This window comes from Streptosporangium sp. G11 (assembly GCF_051192615.1).
Taxonomy (GTDB): Bacteria; Actinomycetota; Actinomycetes; order Streptosporangiales; family Streptosporangiaceae; genus Streptosporangium.
The window spans coordinates 1-13558 of record NZ_JBPJUQ010000024.1; the positions used below are offsets into that span (position 1 = coordinate 1).

Below are 13558 nucleotides of genomic sequence, written 5' to 3' on the forward strand. Positions count from 1 at the left end.
CTGCACCGGGGACGGTGTGGGAGAGTAGGTCACCGCCGGACAATCTTTTCGAAGGGCCCCCACCAGTGGTGGGGGCCTTTCGTATTTTCACAGGCTTTTTCCGCGTCATGGATTTCGTCTTCAACGGGTTCCGTTCCGACGCGACCGCCGTGTTTGGTTTTTCCGCCTTGTGGAGTTTTATGTGTTGCGGGGTCCGCGTTGCACCAGCCTTTACGGGCCTGTCCGGAACCCGCCCAGGACGTCAGTAGTCTGGAGACGTGGACTATCGAGCGGTTGAACAAGCGATCATGCAGCGTGGCGTCGAGTGGAACTTCGAGCCCAGCCTCGACAGGATCGCCGCGCTCGTGGATCTGCTCGGCTCTCCGCAGCACTCCTACCCCGTCGTGCACGTGGCCGGTACGAACGGCAAGTCGAGCACGACCCGGATGATCGAAGCACTCCTGCGCGAGCGCAACCTGCGGGTCGGCCGGTTCACCAGCCCCCACCTCGTCTCCATGCGCGAGCGCATCAGTGTGGACGGAGCCCCGCTCAGCGAGGAGCGCTTCGTCGAGGTGTACGAGGACATCGCGCCCTACCTGGCGATGGTGGACGCCCAGGGGCGGCGGCTCTCCTTCTTCGAGACCCTCACCGCGATGGCGTTCGCGGCCTTCGCCGACGCTCCCGTGGACGTCGCGGTCATCGAGACGGGGATGGGAGGCATCACCGACGCCACCAACGTCGCCGACGGTGCCGTGGCGGTCATCACGCCCATCTCCCTCGACCACGTCGACTATCTCGGGCCCGACGTCGAGACGATCGCCGGAGAGAAGGCCGGCATCATCAAGCCGGGGGCGAACGCCGTGCTCGCGCAGCAGGAGCTTTCCGCGGCCTCGGTGCTGATGAGGCAGGCGGCCGACGTCGGTGCCACCGTGGCACGTGAGGGGCTGGAGTTCGGCGTGCTGAGCAGGGAACTCGCCATCGGCGGGCAACTGCTCCAGCTCAAGGGGCTCAAGGGCACGTACGAGGACGTTCTGCTCCCCCTGTACGGCGCCCACCAGGCGAGCAACGCCGCCTGCGCGCTGGCCGCCGCGGAGGCGCTGACCGGTGGGGACGAGCCTCTCGACGCGGAGCTGGTGCGGCAGGCGTTCCTGCAGGTGCGCTCGCCCGGCAGGCTCGAGGTGGTCCGCCGGGGGCCCACGGTGGTCGTCGACGCCGCGCACAATCCGGCGGGGATGCGGGCCAGCCTGGACGCCGTGCAGGAGTCCTTCGACTTCGCGAAGCTCATCGGCGTGGTGGCGGTGTTCGAGGACAAGGATGTCGAGGGCATCCTGGGGCTGCTGGAACCGATGATGGACGAGATCGTGGTGACGAGAAACTCCTCACCGAGGTCCATGGACGTGGACGATCTCGCGGCGCTGGCCGAGGAGATCTTCGGCCTTGACCGGGTGCACCAGGTCGAGAGGCTGGACAGCGCGATCGACCGGGCGATCGGCATGGTCGACGCCCTGGGCGAGTTCAGCGGGGCCGGGGTGCTGATCACCGGATCGGTGGTGACCGCAGGTGACGCGCGGCTCCTGCTCAAGGCGGACGAGGCGCAGTGAAGCGGACGAGGCGCGACAAGCGGACAGAGCCCGTCGGGCGGGGAAAACGCGCTGAGCGAGCAGGACGCGGTGAGTGGACGAAAACATGCTGAGCAGGGAAGGCGTGCCGAGCGGCAAGTCGCGGCGAGTAGGCGGAACGCAGTGAGCGGACAAGACGGAATGAGCCGGCCGAGCACGGCGGGCGGGGTACGGCCGAGGCGACTCTGGAGGAGCGGAAAATGATCACGGTCACTCCGGGGATGAGGCGCCTCTGCGCCAGCGTGCTCGGCATGGAGGCCATAGTCGTTGGTCTGTTCACGCCGGTGGCCATCAACACGCAGGGTGTCGAACCGGCCGTCGCGGCCACCGTCGGCCTCGGCCTGGCGCTCCTCTGCGTGGTGGTGATCGGCCTGCTCAAGCGGCCTTTCGCCTACGTCGCGGGAAGTGTGATCCAGGTGCTCGCCATCGCCTCCGGCTTCATGGTCTCGACCATGTTCCTCCTCGGGGCGATCTTCGCCGCGCTGTGGATCACGGCGATATTCGTCGCTCGCCGTGTCGAGGGCGTGACTTCTCGCTAAAGTCGGCCAACATGGCCGTCCCTCCCATCCAGCCGACTCGGGTGGTGTCCGCCAGGCCCACGGGCCTGGTGCGCGCACTCCGGGTCTCCCTGATGCTCGACGTCGTCCTCGGACTGCTCGTCGCGGTAGTGCTGCCGCTGGCGATCGTCGCCATTCCCAACACCATCTCGGTGGTCGCCGCCCTCCTGCCGCCGGACATCTCGCAGATAGCGATGATCAGGGCGCACGGGCTGGCGCTTCCCGCGATGGTCCTGACCGTGCCGGTGGCGGCGGTGGCCGTGCACCGGATGAGGGCGGCCCCGATGATGGTCGCGGGGCTGACCCTGCTCGCCTTCGCCGACGCCGCCGGCGGGTACGCCGGGTCCACGGCGCTGGTGGGGGTCCTGCGGGTCCTGCACGGAGTCGGTGCGGGCATGCTGGTCCCGGCCACCCTGATGGCCGTCTGGGGGCGTTCGGCGCTCCTCAGGGCCGTATGGGCCGCCGCGCTGACGGCGAGCCTCCTGGCCGCCCAGGCGCTCGCGCTCTGGCCCCTTGACCAGGTCGACTCCTGGCGCGTGACCCTCCAGCCGTACCCGATGCTCACCGGGGTCGCGCTCGCGCTCGCCGCGCTCTATCTGGTCCTGTGGCTGAAGGAAGGCGAGAGCGCCGCCGGCCCCGTGCCGGTCGTCGCGGAACGCGGGCGCACGCTGTGGGTGGTCGTGCCCGCCGCGGGCGTCGCGGCCCTCGCCCTGGGCAGCACGTTCGACTGGTCGCCGGACCTGGTGATCCGCGCGGCGCTGGCGTCCGTCCTCGTCCTGCTCGTCCTGGCCTCCGCCGGTGCCTCGAAGGGCGCCGCCGGCCGGGCGTCGGCCTACGCGATGGTCGCGGTCGGCGTCGTCGTCCTGCCGACCGCCGCCCAGATCACCTACGTCGAGCTCGGCGGGCTGGGAGGTCCGGGACTGTCCGGGCTGTGGCCGGCCTTCGTGATCGCCGCGCTGGCGGGTCTCCTGTCCGCCGCGCTGGTGAACCGGCTGGGTGGCGCGGCCATGCCCATGGTCACCGCGGGCGGGCTCGTGGTGATGGTCGCGGGCCTGTGCGCCGTGCGACTGTTCCTTCCCGCCCCGGGCGGGCTCCCGTTGATCCTCCCGTTCGCGCTGCTCGCGGGCGGTGCCTCGGTGGCGCTCACCGGCGCGCTGCGCTCCTGCGGCGAGGGGGCCACGCTTCTGGCGCTGTCACTGTTCTTCCCCGCGGTGCTGGTGGGCTTCCTGCTGGGCAGTGGCGTCCAGGTCACCCGCCTGGAGGAGGCCACGACCCCGCAGGCGCTGGTCGACGGCTTCGTGGAGGCCCTGCACCTGTGGGCACTGATCGGGGGCGGCCTGGTGCTCGTGGTGATCGTGCTCGGTGCCGTCCTGGCGCGCGTCCTGCCCGGCGCCCCGGCGAACACGCGGGACCCGCGGGACACCCTGGCCGGTACGGCCGAGGTCTCGCCCGGGGCGGGTCTCGCCTCCGGGCTGGTTCCTCCTCCCACGAGGGAGGTCGATCTCGCGGGAGGCGCGTGGCCGGCCGCCACGGCGTCAGGACCTCCCAAACAGGCCGGACCGTCCGGGCGTACCGAACAGGCAGGGCGGCCCGAACAGGGCAGGCAGTCCGAGCAGAGCGGGCAGGCGAGACATGAGGTGGTGCGGCCACGCGCCGAGGCCGGTCCGCAGCCGCAGGTCCGCCCGGATCCCGAGGCCGGGCCCATGGCCGCGACCGGGTCCATGGCCGCCACGGGAGGCGGGCAGGGGACGGGCAAGGGTGGGAGGCCCAGGCCCCGGCACGAGCCCGACCGTGTCCCCGAGCGCGACCCCGAGCCGGAGCCGGAGACCGAGCAGGAGAAGGTCGTGGCGCCGCCCGTGGTGGTGCCGCCGCCCGCGCCCTCGCCCGAGGACGGCCCGGGGAGCGGTCCCGCCCTTCAGTGACCTCGCCGACCACGGGGAATCGCGCGAAGGACGGTAAACTTCGCGCGTTTACCGCAGTCCGCGACCCATACATGTTCAAAGGAGAACTTCAGTGTCCGAGCGCACCCTTGTCCTGATCAAGCCCGACGGTGTGGCGCGTGGTCTCATCGGCGATGTGATCGCCCGTGTCGAGCGCAAGGGTCTGAAGGTCGCGGCGCTGGAGCTGCGCACCCTGGACGTCGACACCGCCAAGGTGCACTACGCCGAGCACTCCGAGCGGCCGTTCTTCGGCGAGCTGGTGGAGTTCATCACCTCCGGCCCGCTGGTCGCGATGGTGCTTGAGGGGCCGCGTGCCATCGAGGCCTTCCGGGGTCTCGCCGGCCTCACCGACCCCGTCAAGTCCGCGCCCGGCACCATCCGCGGCGACCACGCCCTGGAGATCGGCGAGAACGTCGTCCACGGCTCCGACTCCCCCGAGTCCGCCGCAAGGGAGATCAAGATCTTCTTCCCGGATCGCTTCTGAACGCACGCTTTCGCCGTGTTTGCCGGGCCTCGTCGTCCTTGTGGGCGGCGGGGCCCGGCCTGTTCGGCTAACCCAAGATTTTGCTGCGGCAGGCCGCCTCATTGCGCTCAATGGTGGGTACGTCACGTTACGATTCGAGTGCGTTCCGTAGTTTTCGCCGACGACCTGACGGAAGGAGGCCGGCCTTCCTCATGGGCAGCAATCTTGCTTTTCTGGGCCGTGACATGGCGGTCGACCTCGGCACCGCGAACACCCTCGTATACGTGCGAGGCCGCGGGATCGTGCTCAACGAGCCGTCCGTCGTGGCGATCAACACCGCGACGGGGAAGATCGTGGCCGTTGGTATCGAGGCCAAGCGGATGATAGGCCGCACTCCCGGCAACATCGTGGCCATCCGTCCGCTCAAGGACGGTGTCATCGCCGACTTCGACGTCACCGAGCGCATGCTGCGCTATTTCATCCAGCGGGTGCACAAACGCCGCCACTTCGCCAAGCCGCGCATCATCATCGCCGTGCCCAGCGGGATCACCGGGGTCGAGCAGCGGGCGGTCAAGGAGGCCGGTTACCAGGCGGGCGCGCGCAGGGTCTACATCGTCGAGGAGCCCATGGCCGCCGCGATCGGTGCCGGGCTCCCCGTGCACGAGCCCACCGGCAACATGGTGATCGACATAGGCGGCGGCACCACCGAGGTGGCGATCATCTCGATGGGCGGCGTGGTCACCAGCCAGTCGATCAGGGTGGGCGGCGACGAGCTCGACCAGGCGATCATCGCCTTCGCCAAGAAGGAGCACTCGCTCATGCTCGGCGAGCGCACCTCCGAGGAGATCAAGATGGCGATCGGTTCCGCGTGCATGCTCCCCGAGGAGAGTCACGCCGAGATCCGTGGCCGCGACCTGGTCAGCGGCCTGCCCAAGACGATCGTGGTGTCGGCCGCGGAGATCCGCAAGGCCATCGAGGAGCCGCTGAACGTGATCGTCGACGCGGTGAAGACCACGCTCGACAAGTGTCCGCCCGAGCTTTCCGGAGACCTGATGGACCGCGGGATCGCCCTCACCGGGGGCGGGGCGCTCCTGAAGGGCATGGACGAGCGGCTGAAGACCGAGACCGGCATGCCGATCCACCTCGTCGACAACGCCCTCGACTCCGTCGCGCTCGGCTCGGGCAAGTGCGTCGAGGACTTCGACGCCCTGCAGCAGGTCCTGGTTCCCGAGCCGCGGCACTGATGAAGGACACCCGCCGGGCACGGGTCAACCTGGGGCTGCTGCTGGCCGCCGCGCTCGTGCTCGTGACCATCGACCACCGTTCGGTCACGGAGTCCCCGTTCGGCCCGCTCAGGACGGTCGGCACGACGCTGTTCGGCGCCGCGGAGAGCGCGGGGGCGGGGATCGTGCGACCGGTCGGCGAGTTCTTCGAGACGATGGCCGACGCTCCCTCGGCGCGCGCTCACATCGAGAGGCTGCGCACGGAGAACCAGCGGCTCAGGCACGACCTGGCGGCGCAGAGCCTCGACCGGGGGCGGTCCCGGGAGCTTCGCAGGCTGCTGGGTGTCGCGGGGACCGGCGGGTACCGGATCCTGCCAACCCAGGTGATCGCCCGGCGCGGCGCCCCCGGGTTCGAGGAGGCGGTCGAGCTCGACGTGGGGCGCGCCGACGGGGTGCGCCCGGAGATGACCGTGCTGAACGCCGACGGCCTGGTCGGCCGGGTGGTGCAGGTGGGCCCGTCCACCTCGACGGTGGTCCTGCTCAGCGACCCCGCCTCGGCGGCCGGGGCCCGGCTGGAGGGCAGCAACGAGATCGGGGTGGTGCACGGCGTGGGGGAGAACGGCCGCCTGGTCCGCTTCCGGCTGCTCGACTCGACCGCGCCGATCACCCCCGGCCACCGCATCGTGAGCTTCGGTTCCCAGCGCGGCGCGCCGTACGTGGCGGGGGTGCCGATCGGGGTGGTGGAGCGGGTGGAGGCCACTCCGGGTGAGCTGACCCGCATCGCGTACGCGCGGCCGTCCGCCGATCTCACCGCGCTGGACGTGGTCGGGGTGGTGGTGCAGGCGCCGACCCGCGACCCGCGTGACGCGCTGCTCCCGCCCGGCCCGCGTAAGACGGAGGCCGCGACGCCGCCCGGTTCGCGTAAGACGGAGGTCTCGACGCCGGGACGGTCCGGGTCGCGCTCACCTGCTCCCAGCCCCGGCCCGCGCGAGGCGGAGGCTCCCCGGGACCGGCGAGAGGGGCTCTGACGGGATGGGCCGCAACGCGCTCTTCGTGGTGCTGTTCCTGGGGGTCATGATCGTCCAGGTGACCGTCGTCAACAGGCTGCCGCTGCCGGGGCAGGCCGCGCCGGATCTGGCGCTGCTCACGGTGGTGGGGTACGCGCTGGCGCGCGGGGCCGCCGCGGGTGCCGTCATGGGCTTCGCCGCCGGCCTTCTCAGCGATCTGCTGCCGCCGGCGGCGCACCTGCTCGGGCACAACGCGCTCGTGTTCTGCCTCGTCGGCTTCCTGGCGGGACGCGCGGTGGAGAGCCGGCCGAGCGCGGGGCCGCTCGTGGCGCTGGCCTGCGCGGTCGCCGGTCCCGTCGTCGCCCTGGTGACCGGTGCCCTGGTGGGGGATCCACGGACCGGGGTGTCCATGCTCACGGAGGTGCTGCCGCAGGCGATGGTCTACAACCTGATCGCCGCTCCCCCCGTGGTGTGGATGGTGAGAAGGATCGTCCGGGGGCCTGAACCGCGTTCCATCCAGGTGCCCCGGCACGTCATGCGGAGCCGCGTATGAGGCCACGTGCGCGGCCTCGTGCGCGGTGGGGTTCCGGCGGGTCTCGTCGTGAGGGGGTCGGCGGGCGGGGGAGCGGCGGGGCGTGGGCAGGGGGTTTCTGTGGGGTGTGCGGGGAGGAGCGGACATGGGCCTGATGCGGGGGCGTCTGGTCGTGGTGCAGGTGTTGGTGGTGTCGATGCTGGCGTTGCTCGCCGTGCGGCTCTGGCAGGTGCAGGTGGTGCGCGGCACGGAGTACGTGGAGGCCGCGACCGAGACGCGCACGCGTGACGTCGTCGTCCCCGCGGTGCGCGGGCAGATCCTCGACTCGACGGGGCGTCCGCTGGTGCGCAACCGGACCACGCTGGTGGTCTCGGTCGACCGTACGCGCCTGAACCGGATGGCGGGCAACGGCCAGGAGGTGCTCCAGAGGCTGGCCACCGTGCTGGGCCGTCGCCCCACCGAGCTGCGGGAGCGGATCAGGGCGTGCGGCCCCGGGATCGCCCGTCCCTGCTGGCCGGGCTCCCCGTACCAGCCGATCCCCATCGACGTCGACGTCACCACGCGCGAGGCCCTGCAGATCCTGGAGCGTCAGGAGGAGTTTCCCGGCGTCACGGCCGAGGTGCAGGCCGTGCGGGAGTATCCGCGCAAGGGCGCGGGCGCGCAGGCGCTCGGCTACCTGCAGCCGATCACGCAGGAGGAGCTGGACAGGCGCGACGGGCTCAGGTCGGCGTTCTCCGGGGTCGACCTGGTGGGCAGGGACGGCCTGGAGTCGGTCTACGACGTGCCGCTGCGGGGGACGCCGGGGATGCGGCGGGTGCAGGTCGACCGGCTCGGCAAGGTCATCGGGGTGGAGCGGCACGTACCGCCGATCCCGGGCGACACGCTCATCACCAGCATCGACGCCAGGGTGCAGACCCTGGCGGAGAAGGCGCTGGCCGAGGCGATGAAGGGCGCGCCCAAGGCCGACGGAGCGGCGGCGGTGGTGCTGGACGCGAGGACCAGCCGGGTGATCGCGCTGGCCAGCGCGCCGACGTACGATCCGGCGGTCTGGAGCGGGGGCATCTCCGAGGCTGAGTACCAGCGGTTGCTGTCGGGCAAGGCGGGCAAACCGCTGGTGTCGCGGGCGATCAAGGGCGAGTTCGCGCCCGGCTCGACGTTCAAGGTGTCCTCGGTGGCGGCGATGCTCAGGGACGGCTACCCGCTGCACGGCAAGTACGACTGCCCGGGGTCCTTCATGGTGGGCGACCGGCCGTTCAACAACTTCCGCGGCATCGGGCTGGGCGTCCTCGACCTGCACACGGCGCTGGTGAAGTCCTGCGACACGATCTTCTACCGGGCGGCGTACGAGCAGTGGCTGCGCGACGGAGGGCTCAATCCCAAGGGGAGGCCCAAGGAGCCGATGGCGAACATGGCGCGCGCCTACGGGTTCGGTCGCCCCACGGGCATCGACCTGCCGGGCGAGTCGCCGGGAAGGATCCCCGACCGGGCGTGGAAGAAGGCGCTCTGGGCGGTGACCAAGGAGGACAACTGCAGGCGGGCCAAGACCGGCTATCCGGAGGTGGCCAAGAGCAGTCCCAGCAGGGCCGCCTTCCTCAAGCGGCTGGCGTACGAGAACTGCCTGGAGGGATTCCAGTGGCGGCCGGGTGACGCCGCCAACTTCTCCATCGGGCAGGGCGACGTGCTGGTGACGCCGCTGCAGCTGGCGGCGGCCTACGCGGCGCTGGTCGGGGACGGCAAGCTGCGCAGTCCCAGGGTGGCCTGGGCGCTGGTGCGTCCCGACGGCACCAAGGTCAAGGAGATCAAGGTGCCGGTGGTGGGCAGGCTCCCGATCTCGAGGGAGGAGCGGGCCTACATCAAGGGGGCGCTGAGCCAGGTCGCCTCCGACGGCACCGCGGCCGGGGCCTTCGCGGGGTTCCCGATGGACAAGGTCAAGATCGGCGGCAAGACCGGCACCGCCGAGGTCTACGGCAAGGCTGACACGTCCTGGTTCGCCTCGTTCGCCCCGGCGGACAAACCGCGGTTCGTGATCGTCGCCATGGTGTCCCAGGGCGGGATGGGCGGCCAGACCGCGGCTCCGGCGGTACGGAAGATCTACGAGGGCATCTACGGGTTCAAGCCCGACGGGAAGCCGTCCCCCTCGATCCTGCCGGGCGGGCGTCCGGCGAGGGCGCTCCCGGTGATCGCCAAGGACGGGACGGTGTCGCGATGACGCCCGTGGTGCCGGTGGAGGTGACGATGTCCTCGACGGCGTTCGCGACGAGGTTTGTGACGAGGCCTGTGACGACGCCGGTGGTGACCGCCGCGACGGTGTCGGCGGTGACGTCCGCCGGGGAGGCGGCGTGAACCGGGCGGCGGCCGCCCCGCCCAGGGCGTCCCTGGTGGGACGGACGATGGCGGCGGCCTCCACGGTGGGCCGGATGGACGGGCTGATGCTGGTCGCCATCGCCGCGCTGGCGGTGATCGGCACGATGCTGGTCTGGTCGTCGACCAGGACGTGGGCGGCCGGGTCCACCGGGCTGGTCAAGAAGCACATCCTCAACCTCGTCATCGGGGCCGTGCTGGCCGGTACGGCCGCGATGGTGGACCACCGGGCGCTGCGGGTCTTCGCGCCGCTGATCTACGGCGCGACGCTGATCGGGCTGATCCTGGTGATCACGCCGCTCGGCAGCACCGTGAACGGCGCCCATTCGTGGATCATGCTGGGCGGTGGTTTCGCGTTCCAGCCGTCGGAGTTCGCCAAGCTCGGCCTGGTGCTGATGCTCGCCATGCTGCTGGCCCAGCCCGCCCGGGGCACCGACCGGCCGCGCGGTTTCGACGTCGTGATCGCGCTGGTGGTGTCCTCCTTCACCATGGGCCTGGTGATGCTCCAGCCCGACCTGGGCACCACGATGATCATCGGAGTGATCACGGCCGGCACGATCGTCGTGGCGGGGGTCCGTAAGCGCTGGATCGCCGGGCTCACCCTCAGCGTGATCGGCGCGGGGGTGGCCGTGTGGTTCCTCGACGTCCTGGAGCCGTACCAGGTCGCCCGGTTCACCGCGTTCCTCAACCCGGCCAGCGACCCGCGCGGCGTCGGCTACAACAGCACCCAGTCGCTGATCGCGATCGGGTCGGGGGAGGTGTTCGGCAAGGGGCTGTTCGGGGGTGGCCAGACCACCGGCCGTTTCGTGCCGGAGCAGCACACCGACTTCATCTTCACGGTGGCGGGGGAGGAGTTCGGTTTCCTCGGCTCGGTCACCGTGGTGGCGCTGCTCGGGGTGATCCTGCTGCGGGGGGTGCGGATCGCGCGCGAGTGCGACGACCGGTTCGGCGCGCTGATGGCCGGTTCGATCGTGTGCTGGCTGGCCTTCCAGTCGTTCGTCAACATCGGGATGACGATCGGGATCATGCCGATCACCGGCCTTCCCCTTCCGTTCGTCTCCTATGGCGGTACCGCCACCTTCGCCAATATGATCGCCTTCGGTCTGCTCCAGGCGATCCACATGCGCCGGCATCCGTTCCAGTAACCGGTTCGGCGCCTGTTTCGCCGCTGTTTCAGCGCCGACATGAGAGCGGCCCGCATGTCGTAAACCCCTGATTCTCACTGGTATGGCGTTCGTCAAGCGAACATTCTGGGAACGAAGACGGAACTCGCGATGACGGAGGAGCCGTGATCTCTGAGCTCGCCGAGCGGCAACGGGCACTCGAACTGCTACGGACCGCGTTTCCCGACTATCGGATCGTGTTCAGCAAGGGGCGCTGGGCCGCGGTGTCGGCGGGCAGCCCACCGGCGGTGTGGTTCGCCGAGACCCCGAGCAGCCTGTGCGGGCAGCTCTTCCAGGCGCAACTCCGCAACGGCGGTACGGTCGTGCCCTTCCAGGGCGGCGGCTCGTGAGGCGTGCGCCGAGACACCCCAGGGAGTGCCGATGACCCCGGTCTCACGCGGCGGCGACCGTGCGGCGCTGGCGTGCGCGACGATCATCCGTAACCGTACGCTGGCCGGTGTCTCCGGCCCGCCGTCAGCCGCGGTGATCCAGCAGATGGTGGACGAGATCCACACCTGCTGCCCCCAGCAGACCAGGTTCAAGTGCCGCAGGCTCGCCCACGGGTGGACCGTGGAGGAGTCCATCGACCACTTCCACGCCATGTGCGACAGGGAGGGGATCAAGCGGCGCGGGCTCAGCGAGCGCTCCTGGCGGGAGTGGGAGGCGGGGGCGAGGCCCGACCGCGACTACACGGACCTGCTGTGCAGGCTCTTCCAGACCGGGCCGGTCCAGCTCGGCTTCGCCCAGGACTACACCCCCGAGGAGCTGCGCTCGGTGCCGCCCGCGCCGCCGGTCCTCGACGTGATCACGGTGGCGGCCGACGAGGCCGGCGCGCACGCCGAGCAGGCCGAGGAGAGCGAGCTGGGCGCCGGGGCGCTCGAGCGACTGCGCACCCAGGTGATCTGGGTCGGCAGGCGTTACGTGTCCGAGGCCCCGCTGCCGCTCTTCGTGGAGATGCGCGAACTGCAGGAGCGCACCCGCAGGGCGCTGGAGCGGCGCATCCACCCCGGGCAGGCCAGGGAGCTGTACTTCCTCACCGGCGCGTTGTGCGGGCTGATGGCCAACGCCAGCATGGACATGGACCGCCGCGTCCCCGCCGACACCCTCGCCCGGGCCGCGTGGACGTACGGCAAGGTGGCCGGGCACGTGGCGCTGATGGGGTGGGCGCGCGGCATGCAGTCGTCGGTGGCGCTGTGGGACCGTCGCCACGGTGACGCGGCCCGCTACGCGGAGGAGGGCCTGACCCATGTCCGCGCGGGCTCGGGAGCCGTCCGCCTGCACATGCTGAGGGCTCGCTCGTACGCGCTCCTCGGGCGTCGCGGTGAGGCCGCGGAGGCGCTGCGCGAGGCGGCCGACGCCCGCGTGGCCGGGGGCGGGGGTGACGAGCTGCACGACGAGATCGCCGGGGAGTTCGCGTTCCGCCCGGCCAAGGAGCACTACTACGCGGCGGTGACCCAGCTGCAGCTCGGTGCCTCCGCCCCGGCCATCGAGTCGGCCCGCGAGTCGCTGTCCCTGTACGCCTCGGGGGAGCCGGAGAACCGCTCCTACGGGTGCGAGGCCATGGCCAGCGCCCACCTGGCGATCGCCCACCTGATGGAGGGCGACACCGCGGGCGCCGAGGGCGCCATGGCGCCGATCCTCGGCCTCCCGCCCGACCGGCGTATCGGCAGCCTGGCGGCCACCCTCGGCGCGAGCCGGGCGCTGCTGGTCTCACGTCCCGGCGGGGAGCAGATGGCCGGGCAAATCGAGGGTTTCTGCGCCGTGGGCCTGCCGCAGCGGGCCAGGCAAGCCATCTCGGACGGGAGAAGTGGACGATGACCATCGCCGCGGAGGGCTCACTCCTCCCGCGCGCCGCCGTGGCGCTCGCCGAATCATGCAGGCTGACCGGGCTCGACACCGGGGGCGCGACGCTGATGCGCGACTTCGCCAACGCGGTCTACCACCTCGCGGGAGAGAAGGTGGTGGTGCGGCTGGCCGAGGCGACCACGCCGGGCAGATACGACCGGCTGGTGACCTCGATCCGGGTCACCCGGTGGCTCGCCGAGCAGGGCTTCCCCGCCGTCAGGCCGCTGGAGATCAAGCAGCCGGTCGCCGCGGAGGGCTTCCTGGTGACGTTCTGGCACCACGAGCCGCACATCGGGCCGCCCCCCGACCCGGCGCAGCTGGGACCGCTGCTGCGACGGCTGCACGATCTGCCGCCCGTGCCGTTCGACCTGCCGACCCACGACCCGTTCGGGGGGGTGCGCCGGGCGATCGGCGCGAGCGTCGCGCTGGCCCGCGACGACCGCGACTGGCTGCTCGACCGCTGCGAGGCGCTGGCCGAGGCCTACTACGAGCGGGTGGGGTTCGTCCTGCCGTACGGGCTCGTCCACGCGGACGCCCACCGGGGCAACATGATCCGCACGCTCGACGGGTTTTTGCTGTGCGACTGGGACGGGGTGTGCGCGGGGCCGAGGGAGATCGATCTGATCCCGACACTCCAGGGGGGCAGATTCGGGCTGACCGAACGTCAGCGGACCAATTTCAGCGAGGCCTACGGTTACGACGCGACCACGTGGGAGGGCTATCCGGTGCTGCGTGACATGCGCGAACTGCAAACTCTCACGGCCGTTCTGCGCAACGCGCACCGTGATCGCACCGCCCGTGAGGAGCTGCGCCACCGGCTCGACTCGCTGCGAGCGGGCGACGACCGCCTGTGGCACCCCCTCTAGGCG

General features: G+C 71.1%; 14 protein-coding genes. All 14 read left to right on the forward strand.

Translation table 11 applies throughout. The annotated features are described in order from the left end of the window. A partial coding sequence (locus ACSDR0_RS22450) for a hypothetical protein (RefSeq protein ID WP_435290830.1) occupies positions 1-248 on the forward strand: 248 nt, incomplete at its 5' end. 39 nt (positions 249-287) lie between these two features. After that, the gene (locus ACSDR0_RS22455) at positions 288-1580 is read left to right on the forward strand and encodes a bifunctional folylpolyglutamate synthase/dihydrofolate synthase (RefSeq protein ID WP_435290937.1); all 1293 of its coding nucleotides are present in this window, start codon (positions 288-290) and stop codon (positions 1578-1580) included. Positions 1581-1798: 218 nt separating this feature from the next. Further along, a complete protein-coding gene (locus tag ACSDR0_RS22460; RefSeq protein WP_435290831.1) occupies positions 1799-2137 on the forward strand; it encodes a DUF4233 domain-containing protein in 339 nt (112 codons plus the stop codon). 11 nt (positions 2138-2148) lie between these two features. Further along, complete coding sequence (locus tag ACSDR0_RS22465) at positions 2149-4077, forward strand: hypothetical protein (RefSeq protein ID WP_435290832.1); 1929 nt, start codon at positions 2149-2151, stop codon at positions 4075-4077. A gap of 91 nt (positions 4078-4168) precedes the next feature. After that, positions 4169-4579 (forward strand): nucleoside-diphosphate kinase, encoded by a 411-nt coding sequence (ndk, locus tag ACSDR0_RS22470; protein ID WP_435290833.1) that lies wholly within the window; start codon positions 4169-4171, stop codon positions 4577-4579. Positions 4580-4770: 191 nt separating this feature from the next. Further along, positions 4771-5802: a rod shape-determining protein gene (locus tag ACSDR0_RS22475; protein WP_435290834.1), complete on the forward strand. Its 1032-nt coding sequence runs from the start codon at positions 4771-4773 to the stop codon at positions 5800-5802. Next, positions 5802-6809, forward strand: coding sequence for a rod shape-determining protein MreC (gene mreC, locus ACSDR0_RS22480; RefSeq protein ID WP_435290835.1), 1008 nt, complete (start codon positions 5802-5804; stop codon positions 6807-6809). The genes ACSDR0_RS22475 and mreC overlap by 1 nt, the downstream gene beginning before the upstream one ends. A gap of 4 nt (positions 6810-6813) precedes the next feature. Beyond that, a complete protein-coding gene (gene mreD, locus ACSDR0_RS22485; protein WP_435290836.1) occupies positions 6814-7341 on the forward strand; it encodes a rod shape-determining protein MreD in 528 nt (175 codons plus the stop codon). 124 nt (positions 7342-7465) lie between these two features. After that, a complete protein-coding gene (gene mrdA, locus ACSDR0_RS22490) occupies positions 7466-9529 on the forward strand; it encodes a penicillin-binding protein 2 (protein ID WP_435290837.1) in 2064 nt (687 codons plus the stop codon). Further along, positions 9526-9663 (forward strand): hypothetical protein, encoded by a 138-nt coding sequence (locus ACSDR0_RS22495; RefSeq protein WP_435290838.1) that lies wholly within the window; start codon positions 9526-9528, stop codon positions 9661-9663. The genes mrdA and ACSDR0_RS22495 overlap by 4 nt, the downstream gene beginning before the upstream one ends. Then, entirely contained in the window at positions 9660-10826 is a 1167-nt protein-coding gene (rodA, locus tag ACSDR0_RS22500; RefSeq protein WP_435290839.1) for a rod shape-determining protein RodA, read from the forward strand. Before ACSDR0_RS22495 ends, rodA begins: the two co-directional genes overlap by 4 nt. 143 nt (positions 10827-10969) lie before the next feature. Continuing rightward, positions 10970-11194: a hypothetical protein gene (locus tag ACSDR0_RS22505; RefSeq protein ID WP_435290840.1), complete on the forward strand. Its 225-nt coding sequence runs from the start codon at positions 10970-10972 to the stop codon at positions 11192-11194. A 31-nt stretch (positions 11195-11225) separates the two neighbouring features. Further along, on the forward strand, positions 11226-12662 hold the full coding sequence (locus ACSDR0_RS22510) for a hypothetical protein (RefSeq protein WP_435290841.1): 1437 nt from the start codon (positions 11226-11228) through the stop codon (positions 12660-12662). After that, on the forward strand, positions 12659-13555 hold the full coding sequence (locus ACSDR0_RS22515) for a phosphotransferase family protein (RefSeq protein WP_435290842.1): 897 nt from the start codon (positions 12659-12661) through the stop codon (positions 13553-13555). Before ACSDR0_RS22510 ends, ACSDR0_RS22515 begins: the two co-directional genes overlap by 4 nt. The last annotated feature ends 3 nt before the right edge of the window (positions 13556-13558 follow it).